Genomic DNA, 26,033 nt, shown 5'->3' with positions numbered 1-26,033 from the left:
GGAGACGAGCATGCACCCCAGCGCTCATGTGGACACATTCGTTCTGGATAATCTCCCGGCTGCGGAATTTCTACCGGATATCATCAACCTCGACGCACTCGGCTACCCGGAACAGCTCAATGCCACCACCGAACTGGTGGATGCACATCTTGCAAACGGCAAAGGCGACCGCATTGCATTGCAGGCGCCTGGCGTGCGCTGGACCTATAGCGATCTCGCCGCAATGATCAACAAGATCGCCAATGTGCTGACCGACAAGCTCGGCATGAAAACAGGCAATCGCGTGATGATCCGCTCGGGCAATAACCCGACCAAGATTGCGCTCTATATGGCGATCATCAAAGCGGGCGGCGTTGTGGTCGCGACCATGCCACTCCTGCGCGCCCGTGAACTGGTCCAGATCATCGACAAGGCCGAAATCAGCATTGCCTTTTGCGATCACGCGCTGATCGGCGAGATGCAGAATGCCGTGGCACAGACCGATTTCATTAAAACTCTGGTGACCTGGGAGGGCAATGCAGGCGGAGAGCTTGGGGCATTGCTGGCCGGTGCCTCCAGCGATTTCGAGGCGGTCGCGACACGCGGGGATGATCCGTGCCTGCTCGGCTTCACATCCGGCACCACCGGCTTGCCGAAAGCGACGATCCATTTCCACCGCGACCTGCTGATCGTCTGTGATTGCTATGCACATCATATATTGAACGCGACCGAAGATGACATTTTCATCGGCTCACCGCCGCTGGCCTTTACATTCGGGCTTGGCGGACTGGTCCTGTTTCCCTTCAGGATCGGCGCTTCCACAGTGCTACCGGCAAAAACCGCCCCGCATGACCTCGCGATCGCTATCGGGGAATATAAACCAACTGTCTGTTTCACAGCGCCGACCGCTTACCGAGCCATGCTTTCGAAGATCGATCAGTACGATCTTTCGTCCCTGCGCAAATGTGTTTCAGCTGGTGAAGCCCTGCCGCTCCCTACTTTCGAAGCGTGGAAGCGTGCGACCGGGCTTTCGCTGGCCGACGGCATCGGCGCGACGGAAATGCTGCATATCTTCATCTCTGCGCCGGAAGACGACATCAGACCCGGAGCGACTGGTAAACCCATCCCCGGTTATGAAGCGCGTGTCATCGATGACAATGGGCAGGAATGCGCGCCCGGCACCCCCGGACGACTTGCCGTTCGCGGGCCGCTCGGCTGCAAATATCTGGCCGACGCGCGCCAGACCAAATATGTCGAGAACGGCTGGAACATCACCGGCGATACCTATGTCATGGATGCGGACGGCTATTTCTGGTATCAGGCCCGCAATGACGACATGATCGTTTCTGCCGGATACAACATCGCCGGACCGGAGGTCGAAGCCAGCCTGCTCGCGCATCCAGCCGTGGCGGAATGTGGCGTGGTGGCGGCGCCCGATGACGAACGGGGCTGCATCGTCAAAGCCTATGTCGTGCTGAACGAAGGATATAATGGCGACACGAACTTGCAGGAAGCACTGCAAAGTCACGTCAAAAGCGAACTCGCGCCTTATAAATATCCACGCCTCATATGCTGGGTTTCAAGCCTGCCCAAAACAGAATCCGGAAAATTGCAGCGATCCGCCCTGCGCGCGCAGGCGGCAACCGAAGCCCGCGCCTGACGTGCGGCTTCAAGCATGAAATACGCAGGAGACTTCTGTGCTGCACGACTACGATACCGCTTACGACAATATGAAGGCCATCAGCGATTCCGCCACCTATCCGCCGCGCTGGACGAAACTGGCATCCGGCTTTCGCGAGAAAATGCGCGATCAGGGTCGCTTGATCCCTGACATCGCCTATGCCGACGGCGCGCGGAACCATTATGACCTCTTCCTGCCGGAAGGCACGGCCAAGGGCACACTTGTTTATGTCCATGGCGGCTATTGGAAGGGGCTGGACAAAAGCTTCTGGTCACATCTGGCGCAAGGCGCGCTTGCGCGCGGATATCGCGTTGCCATGCCAAGCTATACGCTGTGCCCCGAAGCGCGCATTTCTGGTATCACACGGGAAATTGGCCGCTTTATCGACCATCTGGCGCAGGAAGTGGACGGCGATATCGCCTTGACCGGCCATTCCGCCGGAGGGCATCTGGTCAGCCGCATGGCGTGCGAAAATGCGCCCATTGCCGTCGCAACGGCGGAACGGATCAAGCGTGTTCTTTCTATCAGCGGGCTGCACGATTTACGCCCGCTTCTCAAAACCGCGATGAACGATATTTTCTCTATGGACGAGGCCGAAGCTGTCGCGGAGAGCGCGGCACTCCAGCGCCCGCGTACAGATATTGCCGTTCATTGCTGCGTCGGCGGCGATGAGCTGATGGAGTTCAGACGGCAAAATGCGCTGCTGGAAAACATCTGGTACGGGTTGGGGATAGAAACCAGCGCTTGGGAAATCGATGGCACGCATCATTGCAATGTCATCGACACGCTGTGCGATCCCGAAAGCCGCGCCGTTAAATTCCTCTGCCCTTAGTAACGCGGAAAGCGTTTTCAGAAATGCTCTATGGGAAGGCCGCGCCGTTCCTGTCCCGACAGGACAAATCCGGCCGGCTCGGCTTTCCTCGCACCGCTCATGCGGTTGATCAGGACGGCCACTTCGGTTCTGTTACGAACACCGAAACGCTTGATCAGATCGTCGACATAATCCTTCACCGTATGGGGTGAAAGCTCCAGATGTCGGGCAATCTGCTTGTTGGTATTGCCAGCTGCAAGCAACCGGGCGACCGTCGATAGGCGCGGCGACAGGTTGGTCAGATTGGCGCTGGGCGTCTTCGCCGGACGTGCTTCCTGAATGTTGCGCAAGGCAAGCGCCGACGAACGGCACAGCAGCGAAACCTGTTCTTCGAGCTGTGTTGCGTGCATCTCGAAACCGGCGGCATAGATCAGCGCCTGTATGTTGTCGCCAACGTAAACCGGACAGCACAAGTTATCGTTGTAGTTCCATCGATAGAGCAGCGTTCGCATCAGCGGCACATTCCCCGCCGCATTCTGGGGCAATCGCGAGCCCGCAACCGCGCCGGCATTCTGCACCACTGCCGCAATCATCGGATCCGAATCCGCAAGCCCATTCTGATATTCAAGAAGAAAGCCGGTGGGCGTGTTGATGCTGTGAAAAAGGCGCGGCCGATTATTCTCCAGCAAATAAATTCCAAGCGATCGCACCCGCAGGACATTCGCGGCAAAATAATCACAAGCTATTGTAAAGTCGTCATAATTGCGACTCTCCGCAACGGAAAGCGCTGCAGATATCCGCTCGTCTGTCGATAATATTTGCCTGGGCATTCTCTCTCCCGAGTTCCCAAGCCCCCCATCTGGGGGGAATGTCCGTTCCCACTCTTGTCCGTATCATTCCTGCTTATAACCACTAAATCAAGGGGAACTAACTTGGATACCAGCGTGCACCGGACTCACACAGCCGACAACTATTCCGCAGTCCTTCAGGGCTTCAATGACCGCCTTCAAGCGATTCTACCCTTGATTGAAGAAAAGGCAGAAGAGGCAGAGACACTCGGACGGATGCATGACGACGTCGTGGACGCCATGCGCAAGGGTGGCTTCTACACAATGCTGTTTCCCAAGGAAGTCGGCGGCGCGGAATTGCGACCCATCGATGCTATGAAGATCATGTCGGCGCTTTCCTATGCCCATGCCTCATCGGGCTGGTGCACGATGGTCAACAATATGGAAGGCACCACCATGGCGATCTACCTCGACGACGAGGGGATTGCGAATGTCTTCAAGGACGGCGTCGACATCACTATTGCAGGCAATGGCGTGCCGCGCGGCTTTGCCCGCAAGGTCGATGGCGGCTACATGATCCGCGGCAACTGGGCTTATGGAAGCTCCATCTTCCACGCGGAATGGATTCATTCCGGTTGCTTCCTGCTCGATCCCAAGGATCCGAGCGGCAAGGCGCTTTTGAAAGACGAAACCGGCGCACCGCAGATCATCGTCGCACATCACCCGCGCTCGACGATCCAGCTGCTTGGCAACTGGGATGTGCTGGGCCTGCGCGCCACCGGCAGCTTCGACTACACGCTGGCAACCGATGAAGACCTCTTCGTGCCGGATTCAATGACCTATAGTTTCACGCAGTCCGCACCGAAGCGCGGTCAGACACAGGGCCATCTCGGGCTGGCAGGCTACAGCGCCCTCACCCATACAGGCTGGGCCATCGGCGTCGGTCGCCGGATACTCGACGAACTCGCCAAGGTGATCCGTCAGCGACAGGATCCGTTCGGCAAGAGCGCAGACAGCGCCAGCCTGCGGTTCCAGTTTGCCAATGCCGAAGCCCGTTACCGGGCCGCACGGGCGCTGGCCATGGAAACATGGGAAGACGTCTCGCAGACCACCGCATCCGGCGGTGTCCCGTCCCTCGACCAGATGACGATGGTGAAGCTCTCGCTGCGCTATATACACGACATCGTTTCAGATGTGGCGACATTCGCGCATCGGGCGGCTCGGGGCGCATCGCTGCATAACACGGCCATGCAGCGCTTCTATCGCGATATCCATTCCGGCACCCAGCATATTTTGCTCGCCGACCAGATCGTCGAGGAATGCGGCAAAGGGCTACTTGGCCTTTCAGGCGCCGATGCGCGATGGACCGTTTTCGGCATCAGCGAAAACTGAGACCGGCCATGGCGCGAAATATTGTCAGCTTCGTCGGGTGTGACCGCCCGACGAAAGTTCACCGGCTAACCCAGGCGATTGCCGCAAGGCTGGAAGCGGAAGACGATGTGTCGGTCACGCATCTGGACCTGTCGCATGCCGGGCCGAACCTGTTTACCGTCAATCGCAAGGCGCTGGACCGGCAATCCGAAAGCCTCATTTCAGAGATTGAACATTGCGATGCTTTGATCGTCGGTTGCCCTGTTTATCAGGGAAGCTATCCCGGTCTTTTCAAACACGTGTTCGATCTCGTCCATCCGCTCGCGCTGCGCGGTCGCCCGACCGTGCTGTGCGCTGTGGGCGGCGGGCATCGTCATGCGCTGGTCGTCGAGCATCATCTGCGTCCGCTCTTCGGCTTTTTCGAAGCGGGAACCGTCGCAACGGGCATTTATGCCTGTTCGGCGGACCTGGAACCGGATGGGCTTCTGCCCCCGGCCTTGGAAGCGCGGATCGACAGCGCCGTCGACCAGATGAAAAAGCAATTGGTCCAGTCACACCAAGCCAGCGGCATAAGGTGGAAAGATGTTGAATTACTCGAGCAGTTTTGAAAAACGCACGGTCGAAATCCGAGGCAAAACCGTCACCTATCTTGTGAAGGGTGAAGGCAAGGATGTGGTCTTTCTGCATGGAACCGGGACATTTCCCGGCTTTGACAGCCTGGCCGACATTGCTTCGCGAAACCGGCTCATCATTCCGTTTCATCCGAATTTCGGTGAAAGCGACGACGACGCCGATATCGTGCAGATTGGCGACTATGTACTCCATTACATGGATTTCTTCGATGCACTCGCGCTGGATCAATTCAGCCTTGGCGGCTTTTCGCTTGGCGGCTGGATTGCCGCAGAATTCGCGATCAGGCAGCCGGACAGGCTCGCCGCGCTGTTTCTGGCAGCGCCCGCCGGACTTGACCTTCCGGCAATCCCTCTTCCCGATCTGTTTCAGGTCGCGCCTGCCGATATCCCAGCCCATCTCACGCATGATCCGTCAGTTGCACTCCGCTATTTCCCAACTGCGCCTGACAGCCGGTTCGATGAAGCACTGGGACGCGAAATGGGTGCGCTGGCGCTGGTCCACGCAACTGACGGACGCGGCAATCCGAAGCTTGGACACTGGCTGCACCGGCTTCACATGCCGACCCTGATCCTCTGGGGCGAGGAAGACAGGGTCATCCCCGCGCAATATGCCGAAGAATGGCAGCGCGGGATCGATGAAGCACGGCTGGAAAAACTCGGCGCGACCGGACATTTGCTGTTTGAAGAGGCGCCAGCTGCGGCGACACTTGTGCGCGATTTCCTGTCTACGGTCTGAGATCCGACTTCAAACATTGGGCACAGCACGCTCCCGCGAGGAAGCATCATAACTTTGCAGGTAAAAATAAGGGGAACCAGCCATGCAATGGGAAAGCCTATCGGACTTCGATCAATCCAGAATAAAGCGCTGGCAATGGGGCATGCTGGCGCTGGCGCTTTTATGCGAAATGTTTCTCGCCGCTGACTGGTACGCCTTTGCGGCAGTGATACCGTTCATTTCGGAAACGCTCCAGCTTGATTCCGCGCAGGCCGGTCTGGCACAGGGGATTTTCGCACTGACCTATGGTCTCGGCATGATTGTCTGGTCACAATTGAGCCGCCGCATGAATGCCCGGTCGCTGCTGCTGATCGGTCTGTTCTGCACCGCTGTCGGCATGGTGGCGCAAGTCTATGTACAGAACTATGCCCAGCTGATTGCGTTGCGCCTGTTCATCGGTTTCTTCGATGCCGCAATCTTCCTCGGCAATATGAAACTCATCATCGGCTGGTTCCCGCAGAAGCGGCGCGGCAGCATGATCGGCTTGATCCTCGCGGCCTATAGTCTTGCAATCACGCTGGACTTTGCGATTGGCATTCCGCTTTCCATCACCTACGGCTGGCGCACCTTCTTTGCTATTCTTGCCATCGGAACGCTGGTGACGGCGGCGGCTGTGCTGCTCTTCACCCGCAACAATCCGGCTCATATCGGCTATAAGGATTTCCGCTGGGAGCCGGAAAAGCAGCAAACCTCCACGGCGTCTCTGGCCAGCATCTTCCGCTCGAAATGGATTATCGTCGGCAGCCTCGGCATTTCGGCCTGCACGATGGCCATTGCCGGAACCGCCACCTGGGTCATTCCCGGATATATTGCCGTGCATCAGATGCCGGTGGAAGACGCAGCACTGATCGGCACCTTGATGGGACTGTCGCAGGTCGTGTTTCTCGTCATCGGCGGTTACGCCGCCGACCGCCTGAACAAAACAGGGATGATCAAGTTCGGAACCGTGCTTGCCGTCCTCGTCGCTGCAATGTTCACGGTCGGCATGGCCATACCGCTTGGCTTCGGCTGGCTCATCCTGATGGCGCTCCTGAGCGGCATGGCACTTTTCGGCGGCGGTGCAATCTTCGCCTTTCTCAGTGAAAAATACCCAGAAGAGCTGGCAACAGCAGCGGTTGGTTATGCTGAAATCTTCGCCATCCTTGCGACGTTCATTTCGCCCTGGGTCATGGGCGTGGTCATCAAGGTTTCGGGCGGGTCCTTTGTCAGCGCCTTCCTGACCTTCGCGATCATGGAAGCGATCATTCTGGCTATCGTTCTTGTAGTCACCCGCGAGAGTTTCAGCCTCAACGACGACAAGGTTGCCATTGCCACCAGCGGCAACGGCATCTCGAGTGAGGCCTCCCGCCCCTGATCCAGAAACAGCAGCGGATGCGATTGCAAGATCGCATCCGCCTTTTTCTCTGGCATCTTTCCACAACCGATATTAACACCGATGAGAGCGCCTTGTTGCGCCTGATGCCTCACCGCATCGGGCGCATGACTATTGTAACCATGATCTAAAGTGAGGGAATTCATGGAGGAACGCTTCTCAGGTACGGTTCTGGCTTCCGAACATCAGGAGGAGAACCCCGCGCGTTCGCTGGGCGAAATCGGCCTGAACAGTTTTGCGCCCTACCTGATGAACCGCCTGATGGCACGCTACAATGCGAACCTTGCGGAGGCGCTGAAAGGCCGCCAGATCACGACAGTCAAATTGCGAACGCTGGCCGTCTTGAGTGTCACGCCTTCGGCCACGATCAATGAGCTTGCGGTCTTTACCGTGACCGAACAATCAACGATGAGCCGCACGCTCGATTCCCTTGAAGAGCAGGGTTACATCCGCCGTCAGGCGCGTGCAGAAGACATGCGCATTCGCGATATTTCGATGACCGAAGAAGGCCGCAACATTTTTAACGAAGCATGGCCGGTCATGTATGATCTGCTGTTGCAATTGTTTGAAGGCATTGATGAAGACGAGCATCGCGCCTTTGTCGGCACCTTGCAGAAAATGCTGCGCAATATCCGTAAGAACGAACTTTGATAGTATGCTGAATAATAGGCCGATCCGCTCTCAAGTGCGGATCGGCCTTTTCGTGGCTTAGTCCGTCGAGCGTGACGGAATCAGCGCGGTTGCCACAGCGGCCAAAGCGGCGACGATGGCAAAGATATAGAAGTTCCACTGCGGGCCGACATTGAGGCTTGCGATCAATCCGCCCAGAAGCGGACCCGACAGCGCGCCAATGCGCGAGAAGCTCAGCGCCCAGCCGGTTCCGGCAGAACGGATCGAGGAATCGAGCCGCTGGGCAAGAAAGCCCGTGAGAACCAGCGACGCGGACACGGTGCCAAAACCGGCAATCGCGACAAACACATAGTTCATCATCAGCGAGCCCTTGAAGGCGAGCGCCACAATGCCAAGCGCGCCCAGCGCATAGGAGCAGGCAACCGTGCGGCGCACGCCAAAGCGATCCGCCCATGTGCCCAATACAATACCGCCAATCGCCGAGCTGAGGCTGAAGACAGCAAGGAACAGCAGGCTGTTGCCAAGATCATAGCCATTCTTGCGCATGATCTGCGGCAGCCATTGCGCGAGACCATAGACCAGCAGTAGCCCCATGAAGAGCGCGATCCAGAAACAGGCGGTTTCGAACGCCTTTTTCGGGGAGAAGATTTCGCTGAAAACGGTGCGCCAACCAACCTTGCCATGCTTGCGGACAATTGCCGCCGGAACGCCGACGCCCATGCGCGCTGCCGTCTTGCGTGCTGCATCATGCTTGCCGCGCTGGACCAGCGATTCCACGCTTTCCGGCAGGAATGCGAGGAAGATCGGAACAAACAGCAGCGGGATTGCGCCGATCAGCACGATGGTGCGCCAGCCATGGACTTCCAGAAAGCCACGACCGCACAAGGCAGCGGCAAGCAATCCCATTGAATAACCCGAATACATGAGACCGTAGTTGAAGCTCTTCTTCTTGATCGGGGAATATTCCACCGTCAGCGCGGCGGCGACCGGTATAATCCCGCCAAGACCAATGCCCGAAATAAATCGGCTCAATCCGAAGATGAAAGGCGACGGCGCCATGGCGCTGACGATCATGCACAGCGAAAACAGGGTGATACAGGCGACGAATAGCGGTTTGCGCCCATGAAGCTCGCTCAGCGTGCCAGCAAGAATACCGCCGATCAGCATGCCGATGACCGTGTAGCTGCCGATGGCGCCAAGCTCTATCGGTGTCAATTGCCAGACCGGATCGACGGACAAGGCGGGCAGAATGGCCCCGATGACGCCGACATCATAGCCTTCCGCAAAAATGGCAAGCCAGCACAGGCCGACGACGAGCAGGCTTTTGCCTGCCGATATTTCCTTTCCGGCAACAGCCGGCGCATCTATGCTCTGCGCTTGAGACATAGTCCTTCCCCTTTTTTCTTTGAAATAGCGGCGCGCTTCTCTCAGAGCGTCGCGATTGTTTTCAGCGCGCCATCAAGCGCGATACCCTGTTCGTCCAGCAAGGCTGCCTGCCGCAGGCGCCGCAACCAGGCCGCGCCGTCGTCCCGCTCGGTCAGAACAGGCAAGGCGGACAGAACGCGGTCGAATTTCGACAAGCCGCGCGAATGCGTGTCGGAGTAACCCTTGACCAGACGGCGGCAACCAAGCACCTCGACCGCGAGATCGTAATTCTTGGGTAAGGTGGCCAGCGCCTGCGCCAGCCAGGCTTCGCGATGTTCGACCTCACGCTGATGGCGCAGGCTGCCGCGCCGGAAACGACGCAGGCCAGACACGACATAAAGCCCGGTGAACCAGAACAATGTTCCCGTATTCACCCGGCGACCCTTGCTGATGCGCTTGTCGAGCCAGGCAAAGAGTTTTGGTCGATTTTCGATCCAGGCGCCGATGCCTTTGGGCAAAGTGCCGCACACTTCTTCCATGCGCGGATGCATGTATTCGGTCGTATAGGCAATCTGGTCTTTCTTGAGGCCGATTTCCTTACGCACCCGCTCGAACCGCGAGCCGCGCACCTTGATATCGGCCACCCGGACCACATCGTCATAGGCCATGGCGATAGCGACATATTTTGCCGCCTGTTCGGTGAAGGCAAAGCCATGCGCCGTGCCGCCATTATCGCGATCCGCCTTGAGCAAGGCAGCGCAACGGGTCAGATATTCATCCGCATAGGCCGGGTCCTGAAACTCGGTCAGTTTCTTGATGCCCGCAAAAAACATCGGATGACATTCACCCGGGAATTCGCTGCGAATGCGCTTGATAAGCCCGTCAAGTGCCGGATGATCGGACCGTTCGGGCAGAGGGTCAAGCCGCTTTGCGGGCGTTGCCGCAAGCTTGTCATTCGCGCCGCCAAGTGCGCGCTGATAGGCAGCTTCAAAAGCCCTGAGACTTGCCTCGATGCCCTTGCCGCCAGACTTGATGGTCGCTTCGAAGGCGGCCTTGTCGAAAGGCAAAGCGCCGGCAGCCGCAAGCGCGCCGAACAAAGCCGAAGATACCACGCTGCCGCTTTTTGTCGCCAGCGCTTCCATGTCAAAGGCAATGGTCTTGCGCGCTGCAAAGGCCGTCGCGTCCTCAACCACCACCGGATTACCGGTGCCGTCGCCCGGCTTTTCCTTTTCGCCCACCGCGAAGGAGCGATGGGTGGAGGTGATGAGCAATGTCTTGTCGGGCGTCACGAGGCCGCGCAGCACCGAGCGCCCCGCTTCCATCAATTCAGCCGCGATGACGATATCGACGTCGCCGGGCGTGGGCATCAGCGACAGGATCGGATGCGCCCCTTCGCGGGCCCGCAACAGTTCGAGATAATAGATCGTCGCGCCGGTTCTCTGCGCCACGCCGGGCACGGATGTGGTCTGCGCGACCCAGCCATTGGTTTCCGCCAGCGCCACAACCCAGTCGGCCAGAACGCCGCCGCCCTGACCGCCCATGGCGAGAATAGCAATCGATAGCGGCTTGTCCTGCGAAAGAGGGGCGGACGCCGATGCATTCAATGTAGACATGGCCTGTTCCTCAATCCGCAAAGACAATGCGCGACGCGCGGCGGCGCTTTTGCAGCCAGCCGATGACGCCCGAGCGCAGGCGATGCACGAACTTGTCCCAACCCGTCGGGTTGTGGATGACATCGGCGCGATAGAAGGACGGGCACAGAACCGCCGCTTCCGAAACCTCACCGCAATTGCCGCAACCGACGCATGAATTGTCGATGGCCGCGACCGGATCGTCCTTCAGCGGATCGTCGGTGTGCTTCACCGAAAGCGAAGGGCAGCCCGACAGACGAATACAGGCGTGATCGCCGGTGCACACATCCTCATCGACACCGAAACGCTGCTTGACCATCCGCTTGCCGTCTTTAACCGCCTTGGCGAATTGCGGCTTCACGCGGCGCTGCTTGTTGAGCATGCATTCCGACGACGCCACGATGATCTTTGGGCCTTTTTCTTCCGTCGTCAGCGCTTCCTTCAGCGTGTCGCGCATCTTTGCAACGTCATAGGTGTGGTCGATCTGGCGGACCCAGCCCGCACCAATTCCCTTGACCGCATCGACGATGGAATTGTTGGTCTTGCGGCGCGGATTGATCGCTCTGGAGGACATCACGTCCTGACCGCCCGTCGCCGACGAATAGTAATTGTCGACCACGAGGATGACGCCGTCCTGCTTGTTGAAGACGGCATTGCCGACCGAAGTGGCAAGACCGTTGTGCCAGAAACCGCCATCGCCCATCACCGAAATGGAGCGCTTGCCCGCAGGCACGTTGAAAGCCGAAGCCGAGGCCGGACCAAGGCCATAGCCCATGGTCGTGCCGCCAAGATTGAACGGCGGCAGAATGGAAAAAAGATGGCAGCCGATATCGGCTGACACGTGATGCTCGCCGAGCTCCTTTTCCACCAGCTTCATGGCGGCGAAGATCGGGCGTTCCGGGCAACCGGTGCAGAAACCTGCGGGGCGCGGCGGCACCACTTCGGCCAGCGCCTTGACGCGCTCATCGGCCAGAACCGGCGACGGATCGGGCAGCGGCGGACGGTTGCCGAGCAATTGCGGCGCATGCGCATCGAAGAACGCCGTCAAGCCCTTCAAAAGCACAGGCGTTGTGTATTCGCCGCCAAGCGGCAGCACGTCCTTGCCGGACAGTTTTGTCTGTATATCGCGGCGGCGCAGCAGCGTATGCAGCGCCTGCTCGATATATTCAGGCGCGCCCTCCTCCAGCATCACCACGGCTCTTTTGCCGGCAACGAAGTCGATGACCTCGTCGTCTATCATCGGATAGGCGACATTCATCACATAGAGCGGAACCCGGCTTTCGCCGTAAACATCGGCCAGCCCCATTTGCTGCAAGGCGCGCATGGCGCTGTTGTAAAGCCCGCCTTGCAGGATGATGCCGACATCGCCCTCTTTCGGGCCGAAATATTCGTTGAGACGATTGGCTTTGACGAACTCGACGGCTGCGGGCCAGCGCTTTTCGAGCTTTTCCTTCTCATGCAGGAAAGATGCAGGCGGCAGGACGATGCGGTTGACGTCGCGCCTCGGATTTTCCAGTGCTTCGGCCAGCGTGTGGGTAGGCCGCTTGTTATCCTTCGCCACAAACTGACCATGCACGTGGCAGCTGCGAATGCCGACCTGCAACATGACCGGCGTGTTGGAGGCTTCCGACAATTCGAAGCCTTTTTCAACGGCTTCCACAATCGAGGGCAGGTTGGGCCGCGGCGTCAAGAGCCACATTTGCGATTTCATCGCATAGGCATGGCTGCGCTCCTGCATGATGGAGGAGCCTTCGCCATAATCCTCGCCGATGATGACCAGCGCGCCGCCGGTCACACCGCCAGAGGCAAGGTTGGACAGGGCGTCGGAGGCGACATTGGTGCCAGCCGTCGATTTCCACGTCACCGCCCCGCGCACCGGATACATCACGGAGGCGGAAAGCATGGCCGCAGCCGCAGCTTCCGACGCGGACGATTCGAAATGAACGCCCAGATCTTCCATCACGTCCTTCGCATCCGCGAGAACGTCCATGAGGTGGGAAATCGGCGAACCCTGATAGCCGCCGACATAGGACACGCCCGACTGCAACAGCGCCTTGGTGATGGCGAGAATGCCTTCACCACTGAAAATTTCGCCTGAGCCGAGTTTCAGATCCTCGACCTCGCGGGCGAATGACCGCTCCGCCATGATAGTTCCCCTTTTCCGTTTGCCGGAATATCAATTCATTTGCATCAGCATATTTTCCAATTCTAAACTGTGTCAATAGCGGTTTTTGGTGTGATTATAATTATTGCATTTGCATATTTTAGTTCACAGCCATTTCCCCTGTGTCGTAGGCGATATGAAAAAGATGGCGATTTTTTCACTTGACGCGTCGAAGTCGCCAATTATATTTTAAACTTAAAATAATTAACCGGCGCCGTTCGGCAGCATATCGGAAAGGGAACTCAACATGCGTATCGTGTGTATTGGAGGAGGTCCGGCCGGCCTTTATTTCGGCCTTCTGATGAAAAAACTTCATCCGGAACATGACATTACGGTCGTGGAGCGAAACCGCCCCTATGACACGTTCGGCTGGGGCGTGGTGTTTTCCGACGCGACCATGGAGTCCATGAAGGTCTGGGACCCGGAAAGTGCGGCCGAAATTCAGGACGCCTTCAATCACTGGGACGATATCGAGGTGCTGTTCAAGGGCACGCGCCAGCGCACCAGCGGTCATGGCTTTGTCGGCATCGGCCGTAAGCGCCTGCTCAACATTCTTCAGCTGCGCTGCGAAGCGCTGGGCGTGAAGCTTCAGTTTGAAACCGACGTGGAAAGCGATCTCGATTTCCCGGACGCCGATCTCATCATCGCTTCGGACGGTCTGAACTCCCGCATTCGCAATCGCTATGAGGATGTGTTCGAGCCCGATCTGATCGTGCGGCCCAATCGCTATATCTGGCTCGGCACGGAAAAGCTGTTCGACGCCTTTACCTTCGACTTCCGCAAGACCGATCACGGCTGGTTCCAGGCGCATATCTACAAGTTCGACGACAAAACCTCGACCTTCATCATCGAAACCACCGAGGAAGCCTATCTGGCGCATGGCCTGGACCAGATGGACCAGACTGCATCCATCGATTTCTGCGAAAAGCTGTTTGCGGAAACGCTGGAAGGCGTGCCGCTGATGACCAATGCGCGCCATATGCGCGGCTCGGCCTGGTTGAACTTCAACCGTCTGATTTGCGGAAAGTGGAGCCACTTCAACGGCAACTCCCATGTGGTGCTGATGGGTGACGCAGCCCATACCGCGCATTTCGCCATCGGATCGGGCACAAAACTCGCCATCGACGACGCGATTGAACTGGCCAACCAGTTCCAGAAGCTCGGTCACGGCAAGGAAGGCATTCCTGAAGTGCTGCATGCCTATGAGGAGATCCGCCGGGTCGATGTCGCACGCATTCAAAACGCTGCGCGCAATGCCATGGAATGGTTCGAGGTCGTAGGCCAGCGTTATGCCGACACGCTGGAGCCGGAACAGTTCATGTATTCCATGCTCACGCGCTCGCAGCGCATCAGCCACGAAAATCTGCGCCTGCGCGACAAGAACTGGCTGGAAGGCTATGAGCGCTGGTTTGCCCGCAAGCAGGGGCTGAACGTGACGGAAGACGAGCGTTGCCTGCCGCCAATGTTCACGCCCTATACGCTGCGCGGCGTGACGCTGCCAAACCGCATCGTCGTGTCGCCGATGGCGATGTATTCCGCGACCGATGGCCTGATCGATGATTTCCATATGGTGCATCTGGGCAGCCGCGCCATGGGCGGCGCGGGACTGGTCTTTGCCGAAATGACCTGCGTGTCGCCTGATGCGCGGATTACGCCCGGCTGTCTCGGCATCTGGAACGATGCACAGGCCGAAGGCTGGAAGCGCGTTGTGGATTTCGTGCACAACAACAGCAATGCCAAAGTTGCCATGCAGATCGGCCATGCCGGGCGCAAAGGTGCTACCAAGCTTGCATGGGAAGGGATCGACCAGCCGCTGGAAGAGGGTTCATGGCCGCTTCTGTCCGCTTCCGCCCTTCCCTATCTCAAGCACAGCCAGACGCCGAAGGCGATGGACCGCGCCGACATGGATCGAGTGAAAGCGGACTTCGTCGCCGCCACCAAACGCGCCGCAGAAGCTGGCGTCGATTGGCTCGAACTGCACTGTGCGCATGGCTATCTTCTGTCGAGCTTCCTCTCGCCGCTCACCAACCGGCGCGAGGACGAATATGGCGGCAGTTATGAAAACCGCGCACGCTATCCGCTGGAAGTCTTCCATGCGATCCGCGAAGTCTGGCCACAGGACAAGCCGATCTCGGTTCGTCTTTCCTGCCACGACTGGTTCGAAGGCGGCAACACGCCGGAAGATGCGGCGATCTTTGCGGAGATGTTCAAGGCCGCAGGTGCCGATCTGATCGACTGTTCGTCGGGTCAGGTCTGGAAGGAAGAAAAGCCGGTTTATGGCCGTCTGTTCCAGACCCCGTTCTCCGACAAGATCCGCAACGAAATCCACATTCCGACCATTGCCGTCGGCGCGATTTCGGAAGCCGATCATGCCAACTCGATCATTGCTGCCGGGCGCGCCGATCTCTGCGCCGTGGCCCGTCCGCATCTGGCCGATCCGTCCTGGGCGTTGCACGAAGCGGCAAAAATCGGCATCAACTCCATCGCATGGCCGAAGCAATATCGCTCCGCCAAATATCAGTATGAAGCCAATCTCGCCCGCGCCGCCACAGCGCCGCAAGGCGCGAAGTAACGGGAGATTGCGATGAACGATGCCGCTGTTGGTCTTGCCCTTTCCGGCAAGCATGCGCTGGTCACCGGCGCCGGTAGCGGCATCGGCGCCGCCATCGCCGTCGGTCTTGCGCGCGCCGGGGCCAATGTGACCCTGGCGGGTCGCCGCCGCGAACCGCTGGAAGCAACCGCCGCCCTTCTGGACTGGCAGCGATGCTTCATTGCCGATGGTTTCGATGTGACCAACCGCGAAGCCATTGCAACCGGGCTGGACAGCGCGCGCGCCGCTTTCGGGCCGGTCAGCATTCTTGTCAACAATGCCGGGGAAGCACCGAGCGCACCTTTCGAGAAAACCAGCCTCGACATGTGGAGCCGTGTACTCGACGTCGATCTGACCGGCGTTTTCAATGTAACGCAGGCCACCCTTGACGATATCAAGGCGGGCGGCAAAGGCGGGCGCATCATCAATATCGCCTCCACGGCGGGCCTGAGCGGCTATGCTTATGTCTCGGCCTATTGCGCCGCAAAGCACGGGGTCGTCGGGTTGACCAGAGCACTGGCGCTGGAACTCGCCCGCAAGGGCGTGACCGTCAACGCCGTTTGCCCCGGCTTCACCGATACGCCGATCATTTCCCGCTCGATTGCCGCCATTGTCGCGAAGACCGGGCGGTCGGAGGACGATGTGCTGGCGGAATTCGTCAAGGCGAACCCGCAGGGACGCCTGATACAGCCGGAAGAAGTGGCTGAAACCGTGCTGTGGCTCACATCGCCCGGCGCGCAATCGATAACTGGACAGGCGATTGCAATCGCCGGTGGGGAGGTAATGGCAGGATGAGCGACGGCACTGTTTCGATGGCGAGCAATCTGAAGCCTTTCAAGGATTATCAGGCGACGCATTTTCTATGGCAGACGAGCGAAGACGGTCGCGTTGCCACGCTGACCCTGAACCGCCCGGACCGGAAAAATCCGCTGACGTTTGAAAGCTATGCCGAGCTGCGCGACCTGTTTCGCAATCTCGTCTATGCCTCCGACGTACGCACCATCGTCCTGACCGGCGCTGGCGGAAACTTCTCGTCGGGCGGCGATGTGTTCGAGATCATCGAACCGTTGACCAAAATGGCGATGCCCGACCTTCTGGCTTTCACGCGCATGACGGGCGATGTCGTCAAGGCCATGCGTAAATGTCCGCAGCAGATCATTGCCGCCGTTGACGGCATTTGCGCTGGCGCTGGCGCTATTCTGGCCATGGCATCGGATTTGCGCATCGCAACACCGGAAGCAAAGACGGCTTTCCTGTTCACCCGCGTCGGTCTCGCAGGCGCCGATATGGGTGCCTGCGGCATTCTCCCGCGACTGATCGGTCAGGGCCGCGCATCGGAACTGCTTTATACCGGACGCTTCATGAGCGCTGACGAAGGCGAGCGCTGGGGCTTCTTCAACGCGCTGCATCCGGAGGGCGACCTCATCGGCAAGGCCGAAGCGCTGGCGCGCAACATCGCCGATGGCCCATGGTTCGCGCATGGCATGACCAAAACCATGCTCAATCAGGAATGGGCAATGGGCATTGAAGAGCTGGTGGAATCGGAAGCACAGGCGCAGGCCATTTGCATGGCGACGCAGGATTTCCGCCGCGCCTTTGAGGCTTTCGCAGCCAAGCAGAAGCCCGTTTTCGAGGGGAACTGACGATGGATAGTTCCGCAGCAAAACCGCTCACGCGGGAGCATCTCGACTGGCCGTTTTTTGACAAAGCCCACACCGACTGGGCCGCAAAACTGGATGCCTTTGCTAAAAGCCCGGCGCTGGCCGGTGTCGACCACAGCGACACGGACAATGCCTGCCGCGCGCTGGTGAAGGCACTCGGCCAAGCCGGACTGCTGGAAGCAGCAGTCAGCCTGACTGGCGGCGAAGGTATCGATTCCCGCAAGCTTTGCATTGCCCGCGAGACACTGGCCTACCACGATGGTCTCGCTGATTTCGCTTTTGCCATGCAGGGCCTTGGCACCGGTGCGATCAGCCTCACGGCATCGGACGAACTCAAGCAGACCGTACTGCCGAAAGTGGCAAGCGGCGAATGGATTTCGGCCTTTGCCCTGTCGGAAAAACTGGCGGGGTCCGACGTGGCGGCAATGAGTTGCGCCGCCAGAGCCGACGGCGATGACTATGTGCTCGACGGTGAAAAGACGTGGATTTCCAATGGCGGCATCGCCGATGTCTACACCGTCTTTGCCCGCACGGGCGAAGCACCGGGAACACGGGGCATTTCGGCCTTTGTTGTTTTCGCCACCGATCCCGGCTTTTCCATCGCGGAACGCATTGATGTGATCGCGCCGCATCCATTGGCCACGATCCGCTTCGACAATTGCCGCATCCCGGCCTCGCGCCGCCTCGGCGCGCCGGGCGAAGGTTTCAAGATCGCCATGCGCACGCTTGATATTTTCCGCGCATCGGTTGCCGCAGCAGCACTTGGCTTTGCACGCCGTGCCGCCAGCGAGGCGCTGTCCCATGCACGGTCGCGCCCGATGTTCGGCGGCGCATTGGCCGACTTGCAGCTGACGCAGGCGACGCTTGGCGACATGGCGACCGATATCGACGCCGCAGCGCTTCTGACCTATCGCGCAGCATGGCGGCGCGACGTTCAGAAGCTGAACACCACCAAGGAAGCCGCGATGGCCAAGATGGTTGCGACGGAAAACGCCCAGCAAACCATCGACAAGGCCGTGCAGATGTTTGGCGGTCGCGGTGTGAAAAGCGGCGAAATCGTCGAGCGGCTTTATCGCGAGATACGCGCACTTCGCATCTATGAGGGCGCAACGGAAGTGCAGAAACTCATTATCGCGCGCGAACTGCTGAAGGCCAACTAAGCCTGTCCCGCACGTATTTTCTGGAGACACAACATGCATAAGACACTTCAGCCGCAAGGCTGGGCCCGCCCCATCGGATATGCCAATGGCGTTGAAGCGCGTGGGCGCACCGTCTATATCGGCGGCCAGATCGGCTGGAACGAACAGCAACAGTTCGAGACCGACGATTTTGTCGAGCAGACCGAGCAGACATTGAAGAACATCGTCGCCATTCTGGCGGAAGCTGGCGGCAGGCCGGAGCATATCGCCTCCATGACCTGGTATTTCACAGACAAGGCTGAATATAACGCCAATCTGAAAGGCATCGGTCGCGCCTATCGCGATGTGATCGGCAAGCACTTCCCCGCCATGGCGGCGGTGCAGGTGGTCGCGCTGGTCGAAGACCGGGCCAAGATAGAAATACAGGCTTTTGCCGTGATACCGGACTGAGACCACCATGGCCGATAGACGCGAATTCTCCCCCGTTGTGACAGGCATGGTTGTCGATGGCATTCTTGTCGTCACGATCGACAACCCGCCGGTCAATGCCACCTCTGCCGAGGTGCGCAAAGGGCTTGCCGCAGCCATTCACCATGCTTCCGCAACAGCTGCGATCCGGGCGACCGTGCTGAGCGGTGCAGGCAAGATCTTCATCGGCGGGGCGGACATTCGCGAATTCGGCAAACCGCCGGTTGAACCGACATTGCCGGATGTCATCACGATCATCGAAAACGCCGACAAACCCGTGGTGGCCGCAATCAACGGCCCCGCTTTGGGCGGCGGACTTGAAGTAGCACTTGTGGCTCACGCCCGCATCGCATCGACCAGCGCCTCCTTTGCCTTGCCGGAAGTCAAGCTTGGGATCGTGCCCGGCGCTGGCGGCACACAGCGCCTGCCCCGATTGATCGGGTCGCTCGCAGCACTGGACATGATCGCCATGGGACGCCAGATTGCCCCGGACGAAGCGCAGCAACTGGGCCTGATCAACCGGATTTCGGACGGCGATCTTGTGACCGACGCCATCGCGCTTGCCCATGCGCTGGTCGGCAAGCCTTTGCGCCGGACCGGCGATCTGCCGGTTACCGCGCCCGATGCCGCCACCTTTGAACAGGCCAAAGCGAAGATACTGAAGAAAGCGCGTGGCGCGACCGCCCCTGGCGAAGCCGCGCGGCTGGTGCAGCTTTCCACCACGATCTCGATTGCCGAAGGTCTGGCCGAGGAACGGGCAACCTTCATCCGCCTGCGCGACAGCGAAGAGGCGGCCGCCTTGCGGCATCTTTTCTTTGCCGAACGCGCCGCTGGAAAAGTCGAAGGCATGGAGGCAAAACCTCTGGCGCTTTCGACCATCGGCATTGCCGGGACCGGCCTGATGGGATCAGGCATTGCCGTCGCCTGCCTTGCCGCTGGCTACACGGTTATCGGCTATGAAACGACCGCGGAAGCAGCTGCCAAAGGCCATGCGCGGATCAGCGATATGATCCAGAAGGCTGTCGATACCGGCAGGCTTTCCACCGAAGCCGCAGACGCGCAACGCGCAAAGCTCTCCGTCAGTGCCGATATGGCTGCGCTTGCCGATGCCGATCTCGTCATCGAAGCCGTCTTCGATGATTTCACCGTCAAGGCATCGCTGTTCCGCGAGCTCGACGCTTTGCTGCCTCCGGCAACCATACTGGCAACCAATACCAGCTATCTCAATCCGGATGAACTGGCCGCCGTTACGAACCGCACCGACCGGGTGCTGGGATTACATTTCTTCTCGCCAGCCAATATCATGCGGCTTCTGGAAGTGGTGCGCTGCGCGGAGACCTCCGACGAGACGCTTGCAACGGGTATCGCCTTTGCCCGCAAAATCAAGAAGCTGCCCATCGTCACCGGTGTCTGTGAAGGCTTCATCGGCAACCGGATGTTTTCGGCCTATCGCACGGAAGCCGAGAAAATGCTGGCTGAAGGCGCCTATCCCGAAGATATCGATCGTGCCATGGAAGCCTATGGCTTTCCGATGGGACTCTTCGCGGTTTACGACATGGCCGGCCTGGAAATTGCCTGGGCGCGGCGCAAGAGAGCGGCGGCAAGCCGCGATCCTAACCTTCCCTATTTCGACGTTGCCGACAAACTATGCGAAGCCGGGCGTTTTGGCTGCAAGGCCGGTCTCGGCTGGTATCGCTATGCGGACGGTGTCCGCACAAGCGACCCCGACGTCCACGCGCTGATCGACGATTACCGCGCGCGCAACGCCATTGTTCCTCGCAGTTTCAGCGATGAAGCGATCATGCAGCGCCTGCTCGCCGCCATGGCGTATGAAGGGGAAGCCCTGCTTGAAGAAGGCATTGCGCGCCATTCCGACGACATTGATCTCGTTTTGGTCAACGGCTACAGCTTTCCCTCGATCAAGGGCGGCCCCCTGTTCGCGACACGCCAGACTGGAGAAACCCGATGACAGAAGCTTTCATCTGCGACTACATCCGCACCCCCATCGGGCGTTTTGGCGGGGCGTTGTCCAGCATCCGCACGGACGATCTTGCCGCTATTCCGCTCAAAGCGCTGGTCGAGCGCAATCCGGCACTGGATTGCGAGGCGATTGAGGACGTGATTTTCGGCTGCGCCAATCAGGCCGGGGAAGATAACCGCAATGTTGCGCGCATGGCGGCACTGCTTTCCGGTTATCCCGTTACCGCCACCGGTACGACGATCAACAGGCTTTGCGGTTCCGGGATGGACGCCGTGCTTGCCGCCGCGCGTGCCATTCGTGCAGGCGAAGCAGAACTTATGATTGCGGGTGGTGTGGAAAGCATGAGCCGCGCGCCCTTTGTTTTACCTAAAGCAGACAGCCCGTTCTCCCGCCGCGCAGAAATTCACGATACGACAATTGGCTGGCGTTTCGTCAATCCGGTGATGAAAGCTCAATATGGCATCGACTCCATGCCGGAGACCGGGGATCACGTGGCTGTCGATTACGCGGTCACACGCGCCGATCAGGATGAATTCGCCTTGCGAAGCCAGAAGAAGGCTGCAGCAGCACAAAGCAACGGCCGACTGGCGCAAGAAATAACGCCCGTTTCCATTCCTCAGCGCAAGGGTGATCCCGTGGTCGTCGGTGCTGACGAACATCCGCGTGAAACCACGCTGGACGCACTGGCCAAACTGAAACCAATCAACCAGCTGGAAGGTGCAACAGTTACAGCTGGTAATGCGTCGGGCGTCAACGATGGAGCGGCAGCGCTCATCATTGCTTCGGAAGCCGCTGCCCGCAAGTTCGGCCTCACGCCTGTTGCTCGAGTTCTGGGTGGTGCTACGGCAGGAGTTCCTCCACGCATCATGGGTATCGGCCCGGCGCCAGCCAGCCAGAAATTGATGGCACGGCTGGGAATGAAGCAGGAGCAGTTCGGTATAATCGAACTGAATGAAGCTTTCGCCAGCCAGGGATTGGCCACGTTACGTCTTCTTGGAGTTGCCGACGACGACATCCGCGTCAATCCGAATGGCGGTGCCATCGCTCTCGGACATCCGCTCGGCATGTCCGGAGCGCGCATCACCGGCACGGCAGCGCTGGAACTGAAACTTGGCGGTGGTCGTTTTGCGCTCGCCACGATGTGCATCGGTGTGGGGCAAGGTATCGCCATCGCGCTTGAAAGGGTTTAACGTCCATCGCAACGATCAGCCCTTTAGAGCGCGTCAGTCTGCAATCAAGGCAAGCGTATCTCGATGCCTAACAAAGTTTCTGCAAAAGTCGTTGCGTTGCTTCAATGTCCTGGATCATCAGACTGCCCGCTTTTTTTGCGTCGCCGGCACGAATGGCATCCAGCATTTCGTAATGATAGGCTGAATAAGGATGGATAATACCCTGGTCCACTTGCTGACGGACATGATTGGAAAGAAGGCGCATATAGGGTCCAAGTCGCAGCCACAGCGTTTCAATCATCTGGGGTAATGTTTCCGATCCCGATAGTTCGTAGATCGTGAAATGAAACTCCTGGTTCTTGCGCAGCATCTCATAGATCTTGCCTTCTTGACCGAGAGCTTCATGCTCCCGCGCGAGCGTCAGACAGCGGTCAATATCGGCAGCCGTCATCCGCGGCGTTGCAAGTTCGGTGGCGAGCCCCTCGAGAGCAACGCGGACCCGACAAATGTCATCCAGCCGTGTCCGCGAAATATCAGGCACACGTGCCGATCCATTACGGGCGATTTCCAGTCCGTTCTCCGCCGCCAGCCGTCGCAGCGCCTCACGTACGGGCATATGGCTTGTGCCGAACTCCTCGGCAAGTGAAGCGATCGTCACCGCCTGCGACGGCTCGAATGAGCCCCACATCAAAGCCTGGCGAAGCTGTTGGTAGACACCGTCCTGCACAGTTACGCGCGAGGATACCTTCAACAGACGGGTTTCACCGATCATTTGCTTCAAATCCCTTGTCTCCGTGTTCCTCAGTTATAGCATTTTACCACCCGATAGGATCACCGGGTGTCGCATAAATACGGTGAAAACAACAGGTTCGAGCAGAAATCGGCATGGAACCAAAAGGCTTAATCGAGCGCCAGCCTATCCAGCGCATCACACAAGGCTTCCGTTTCCATCAGGGAGGTCACCGACCCAGGTGAAAACCGCAGAATACGACTGCGACAATCACAGTAAAAATTTTCAACCTTCAATGCGGTCACGATCACGGCCGCCTTTTCAGCCGAAACCGCTTGCACCATCACGCTGCCGCCGCGCTCTTCAGGCCTTTCTGGAGAGACCAACGACAGTGCAGTGTTGGCAGCGACCCGTTCCACAATCTTGCCGGTCAACAGTTCGTTATGCCGGGCCAGCATGTCGACACCTGTCGCGGAAACAAAATCAAGGCCGGGTTGCGAGGCTATAGCCGCCAGCACGGCAGGCGTGCCATGGTCGAAGCGCCGCGCATCGTCGGCATAGGCAAAAGTATCAAGATCCCAGGAAAACGGATTAGGTTGACTAAACCAGCCACGCAATTCCGGCTTGCAAGTCGTCAATAGTCCCGGACGCACATAGATTGCCCCTGCTCCCGAACTTCCACAAAGCCATTTGAGAGACGATCCCACCACGACATCTATCTCTCCGACGGAAAAGGGGCGGATGCCTACGCCCTGGGTGACATCTGCAACGATGATCGTGCCGTGCTGCCTGCCGTGTTTGGACATCAGGTCCAGGTCGGCGCGCTTCGATGTCGTGGACGACACCCATGTCACCAACGCAATCGCAACATCGCTGCCCCAAGCATCGATGAAATCCTCGTCGCGTACAAAACTCTCGCCCTGTCTCATGGGTACGGTTTCGAGCGTAAATCCGAACCGCGCCTGCAACCCAGCCAGCAAAAAATGCAGACTCGGGAAGCAATCGGCGGCGGCCAGAATTCGGCGGCCGCGCAATAATTCCTCAGGCAGTGCACCGATCAGACTGTAAAGGGCCAGTGTCACATTCTCTGCAGTAGTCATGGAGCCTGCGGGAGCGCCAATCAGGTTCTCCCAGCTTCGGATGAAATGCCCGCGCTCCGCCAGCATTGCCGGCCATTGAGAGTCATTTTCTGCCGACCAGATATCCGAATAACGACTAAGTGCCGCTTTCACCTTTTCCGCTTTACCCGGAAAGGTACCGATCGAGTGATAGAGAAAATAACCGCTCATATTATGCCTGCCATATTGCTATTGCCGATATCCGTCGATGAAACCGAAATTGGAACTATCGGACTCTCTCCTTTTTGAACCGCGCCTCAAGAAGCGCGACCAAGCGCACAAGCGGCAGCAGGAGGATGAGATAGATAAGCGCTGCGCCGATCAATGGTGTCGGATTGGCATAAAGCGCCTGCGCGTCCTGCGCTTCCTTCAAAAGCTCGGGCAGAGCCACAGTAGACGCCAATGCGGTGTCCTTGAACATGGAAACACAATTGCTGGTAGTCGGCGGAATGATGATACGGATCGCCTGTGGCAAAACCACTTTCCACAGAGTAACCGGGAATGGAATTCCAAGCGCAGAAGCAGCTTCGAACTGGCCGCGTGGTACACTTTCGATGCCGGACCGGAACACTTCCGCCGAATATGCCGCCATAACCATGGAGAAAGACATGATGGCAGAGGTCCAGGCAGAAAAGCGTATCCCGATGAATGGCAGTGCATAATAGATCAGGATCAGCACGACCAAAACCGGCATGGCGCGGAATACATCGATATAGGCGATCGCGAGATAACGAAGAACCTTCGGTCCGTATATACGGACAATACTGATCAGCAAGCCCGACAGAACACCAAAGAAAATGCTGGCGATACCGATGAGAAACGTATTGAGCAGGCCACGTCCAAGCGCTGGCAGGCTCGAAGCGAGAACATCGGTGTTCAGGAAGGTTTCGACGAATGTCATATTGGCGTCCTTCGCAGGCAAATCCTGGGAGCGCACGACCGGTCAGTCTGAGAATTAACGGTCGAAGATGGGCCGATCCTGCAAATGCGGCCCATCTGTCACCAACGTCAAAAGATTACGGCTTGGGGATCGGCACGACGGTGACTGTCGAGGAACTGGCTGCAGGTTCCGTACCGAACCACTTTTTGTGAATAGCCGCAGTGGTCCCATCCTGCTTCATGGCGGTAATCGCATCGTTGAGCTTGCCAAGCAACGGATGGTCCTTCGCCATCATCAGACCATATTGCTCCCCGGTCTGAATTCGGTCTTTCACGGCAAACCCCTTCATCTTCAGAAAGAGATGTTCCATGCCGGGTATGTCGGAAATGACGGCATCTATGCGGCCTGCACCGAGATCAAGAAACAGATCCTGTTGCGAGTTATAGCCTTTGATATCGACGAAGCCTTTGGCCTCTTTGTTTTCCTTGACCCATTTTTCGCCGGTAGAGCCGGAAAGGGCACCAACGGTCTTGCCCTTCAAATCGGCCAGTCCGGTGACAGCACTATCGGTCTTGGTCGCAACCCCGATGTCTGAATCGTAATATGGCTGGGTGAAGGACTGTGATTTCAGGCGTTCCGGCGTAATTGTTATGGACGAAACCGCCACGTCGATACGCCGGGAAGTCGTTGCAGCAAACAGGGCCTGAAACCCGTAATCAGCGATTTCCGGCTCTAGACCGGCCCGTTTGGCTGCCTCGGTCGCGATATCGATTTCGAAGCCTTCGAACGTCCCATCGGCATTTTTCAACTCGAAAGGAGGGTTACTGGGATAGGCACCGATATTAAGTGCATCGGCAGCCAGAGATGCAGATGTCATGGCAAAGGAGCTCGCAGCCAGAGCGCTTGCAAGGCCTGCCATAGCCAGAAAATTACGGCGACAGATCATCATGTTGTTATTCCCTCTATGGGTCGTTTCTTTTCGGCAGAAGTTCCTGCTCCTACCTGCGTCGACCTATTTGATTATTTGATCATATGGAATTTTAAGTTTCAACTAAAATCGCATTGGTCTGAGCAACCAGACCGCAGCGAAGATGCTCC

At 58.3% G+C, this 26,033-nt stretch carries 22 protein-coding genes; 14 read left to right on the top strand and 8 right to left on the bottom strand.

The window, feature by feature from the left end:
- Nucleotides 1-10 precede the first annotated feature (10 nt).
- Together ABDF71_RS22215 and ABDF71_RS22210 are read left to right on the top strand one after the other, a co-directional pair.
- Nucleotides 11-1,639, top strand: coding sequence for a benzoate-CoA ligase family protein (locus ABDF71_RS22215; protein ID WP_258124831.1), 1,629 nt, complete (start codon nt 11-13; stop codon nt 1,637-1,639).
- A gap of 37 nt (nt 1,640-1,676) precedes the next feature.
- Nucleotides 1,677-2,492 carry a hormone-sensitive lipase gene (locus ABDF71_RS22210; RefSeq protein ID WP_010659185.1) on the top strand — a complete coding sequence of 272 codons (816 nt, stop codon included), beginning with the start codon at nt 1,677-1,679 and terminating at the stop codon, nt 2,490-2,492.
- A 17-nt stretch (nt 2,493-2,509) separates the two neighbouring features.
- Here the strand turns inward: ABDF71_RS22210 and ABDF71_RS22205 are convergent, their stop codons facing one another.
- Nucleotides 2,510-3,301: a response regulator transcription factor gene (locus ABDF71_RS22205; protein WP_151689462.1), complete on the bottom strand. Its 792-nt coding sequence runs from the start codon at nt 3,299-3,301 to the stop codon at nt 2,510-2,512.
- Nucleotides 3,302-3,415: 114 nt separating this feature from the next.
- Between ABDF71_RS22205 and ABDF71_RS22200 the strand changes: the two genes are divergently transcribed.
- The 5 genes from ABDF71_RS22200 to ABDF71_RS22180 all read left to right on the top strand — a co-directional run bounded on the left by ABDF71_RS22200 (nt 3,416) and on the right by ABDF71_RS22180 (nt 8,060).
- Nucleotides 3,416-4,651, top strand: coding sequence for an acyl-CoA dehydrogenase family protein (locus ABDF71_RS22200; protein WP_258124833.1), 1,236 nt, complete (start codon nt 3,416-3,418; stop codon nt 4,649-4,651).
- Nucleotides 4,652-4,659: 8 nt separating this feature from the next.
- Nucleotides 4,660-5,238, top strand: a complete 579-nt coding sequence (locus ABDF71_RS22195; protein ID WP_151615254.1) for an NAD(P)H-dependent oxidoreductase — start codon at nt 4,660-4,662, stop codon at nt 5,236-5,238.
- The gene (locus ABDF71_RS22190) at nt 5,213-5,998 is read left to right on the top strand and encodes an alpha/beta fold hydrolase (RefSeq protein ID WP_258124835.1); all 786 of its coding nucleotides are present in this window, start codon (nt 5,213-5,215) and stop codon (nt 5,996-5,998) included. The genes ABDF71_RS22195 and ABDF71_RS22190 overlap by 26 nt, the downstream gene beginning before the upstream one ends.
- An 82-nt stretch (nt 5,999-6,080) precedes the next feature.
- Entirely contained in the window at nt 6,081-7,391 is a 1,311-nt protein-coding gene (locus tag ABDF71_RS22185) for an MFS transporter (RefSeq protein WP_258124837.1), read from the top strand.
- Nucleotides 7,392-7,553: 162 nt separating this feature from the next.
- Nucleotides 7,554-8,060 carry a MarR family winged helix-turn-helix transcriptional regulator gene (locus tag ABDF71_RS22180; protein WP_010659191.1) on the top strand — a complete coding sequence of 169 codons (507 nt, stop codon included), beginning with the start codon at nt 7,554-7,556 and terminating at the stop codon, nt 8,058-8,060.
- A 57-nt stretch (nt 8,061-8,117) separates the two neighbouring features.
- Here ABDF71_RS22180 and ABDF71_RS22175 read toward each other — a convergent pair whose 3' ends face one another.
- Genes ABDF71_RS22175 through ABDF71_RS22165 form a run of 3 tightly spaced genes read right to left on the bottom strand, consistent with a single transcriptional unit; the run spans nt 8,118 to nt 13,181 of the window.
- Nucleotides 8,118-9,425: an MFS transporter gene (locus tag ABDF71_RS22175; protein ID WP_151664732.1), complete on the bottom strand. Its 1,308-nt coding sequence runs from the start codon at nt 9,423-9,425 to the stop codon at nt 8,118-8,120.
- Between the two features lie 41 nt (nt 9,426-9,466).
- Complete coding sequence (locus ABDF71_RS22170; RefSeq protein WP_258124839.1) at nt 9,467-11,017, bottom strand: indolepyruvate oxidoreductase subunit beta family protein; 1,551 nt, start codon at nt 11,015-11,017, stop codon at nt 9,467-9,469.
- A 10-nt stretch (nt 11,018-11,027) separates the two neighbouring features.
- The gene (locus ABDF71_RS22165) at nt 11,028-13,181 is read right to left on the bottom strand and encodes a ferredoxin family protein (RefSeq protein ID WP_258124840.1); all 2,154 of its coding nucleotides are present in this window, start codon (nt 13,179-13,181) and stop codon (nt 11,028-11,030) included.
- 265 nt (nt 13,182-13,446) lie between these two features.
- Here ABDF71_RS22165 and ABDF71_RS22160 point away from each other — a divergent pair, with 265 nt between their 5' ends.
- The 7 genes from ABDF71_RS22160 to pcaF are packed head-to-tail and all read left to right on the top strand — an operon-like array spanning nt 13,447 to nt 22,228.
- The gene (locus ABDF71_RS22160) at nt 13,447-15,771 is read left to right on the top strand and encodes a bifunctional salicylyl-CoA 5-hydroxylase/oxidoreductase (protein ID WP_258124841.1); all 2,325 of its coding nucleotides are present in this window, start codon (nt 13,447-13,449) and stop codon (nt 15,769-15,771) included.
- A gap of 12 nt (nt 15,772-15,783) precedes the next feature.
- A complete protein-coding gene (locus ABDF71_RS22155; protein WP_010659196.1) occupies nt 15,784-16,584 on the top strand; it encodes an SDR family NAD(P)-dependent oxidoreductase in 801 nt (266 codons plus the stop codon).
- The gene (locus tag ABDF71_RS22150) at nt 16,581-17,432 is read left to right on the top strand and encodes an enoyl-CoA hydratase family protein (protein ID WP_258124842.1); all 852 of its coding nucleotides are present in this window, start codon (nt 16,581-16,583) and stop codon (nt 17,430-17,432) included. The genes ABDF71_RS22155 and ABDF71_RS22150 overlap by 4 nt, the downstream gene beginning before the upstream one ends.
- Before the next feature lie 2 nt (nt 17,433-17,434).
- Nucleotides 17,435-18,610, top strand: a complete 1,176-nt coding sequence (locus tag ABDF71_RS22145; protein WP_258124843.1) for an acyl-CoA dehydrogenase family protein — start codon at nt 17,435-17,437, stop codon at nt 18,608-18,610.
- Nucleotides 18,611-18,643: 33 nt separating this feature from the next.
- Nucleotides 18,644-19,039, top strand: a complete 396-nt coding sequence (locus ABDF71_RS22140; RefSeq protein WP_012093354.1) for a RidA family protein — start codon at nt 18,644-18,646, stop codon at nt 19,037-19,039.
- 7 nt (nt 19,040-19,046) lie between these two features.
- Nucleotides 19,047-21,026: a 3-hydroxyacyl-CoA dehydrogenase NAD-binding domain-containing protein gene (locus tag ABDF71_RS22135; RefSeq protein ID WP_258124844.1), complete on the top strand. Its 1,980-nt coding sequence runs from the start codon at nt 19,047-19,049 to the stop codon at nt 21,024-21,026.
- Nucleotides 21,023-22,228: a 3-oxoadipyl-CoA thiolase gene (pcaF, locus tag ABDF71_RS22130; RefSeq protein ID WP_258124845.1), complete on the top strand. Its 1,206-nt coding sequence runs from the start codon at nt 21,023-21,025 to the stop codon at nt 22,226-22,228. The genes ABDF71_RS22135 and pcaF overlap by 4 nt, the downstream gene beginning before the upstream one ends.
- 67 nt (nt 22,229-22,295) lie before the next feature.
- Here the strand turns inward: pcaF and ABDF71_RS22125 are convergent, their stop codons facing one another.
- The 4 genes from ABDF71_RS22125 to ABDF71_RS22110 all read right to left on the bottom strand — a co-directional run bounded on the left by ABDF71_RS22125 (nt 22,296) and on the right by ABDF71_RS22110 (nt 25,884).
- Complete coding sequence (locus tag ABDF71_RS22125; protein ID WP_010659202.1) at nt 22,296-22,979, bottom strand: GntR family transcriptional regulator; 684 nt, start codon at nt 22,977-22,979, stop codon at nt 22,296-22,298.
- A gap of 128 nt (nt 22,980-23,107) precedes the next feature.
- Nucleotides 23,108-24,226, bottom strand: a complete 1,119-nt coding sequence (locus ABDF71_RS22120) for an aminotransferase class V-fold PLP-dependent enzyme (RefSeq protein ID WP_258124846.1) — start codon at nt 24,224-24,226, stop codon at nt 23,108-23,110.
- 55 nt (nt 24,227-24,281) lie between these two features.
- Nucleotides 24,282-24,956 carry an amino acid ABC transporter permease gene (locus tag ABDF71_RS22115; protein WP_010659204.1) on the bottom strand — a complete coding sequence of 225 codons (675 nt, stop codon included), beginning with the start codon at nt 24,954-24,956 and terminating at the stop codon, nt 24,282-24,284.
- Between the two features lie 115 nt (nt 24,957-25,071).
- Entirely contained in the window at nt 25,072-25,884 is an 813-nt protein-coding gene (locus ABDF71_RS22110; protein ID WP_258124847.1) for an ABC transporter substrate-binding protein, read from the bottom strand.
- Between the last annotated feature and the right edge of the window lie 149 nt (nt 25,885-26,033).

This window comes from Ochrobactrum sp. WV_118_8, assembly GCF_039631535.1.
GTDB classification, from domain to species: domain Bacteria; phylum Pseudomonadota; class Alphaproteobacteria; order Rhizobiales; family Rhizobiaceae; genus Brucella; species Brucella anthropi.
The sequence above is the reverse complement of the archived record's forward strand: the minus strand, read 5'-3'. Positions and strand labels throughout refer to the sequence as shown.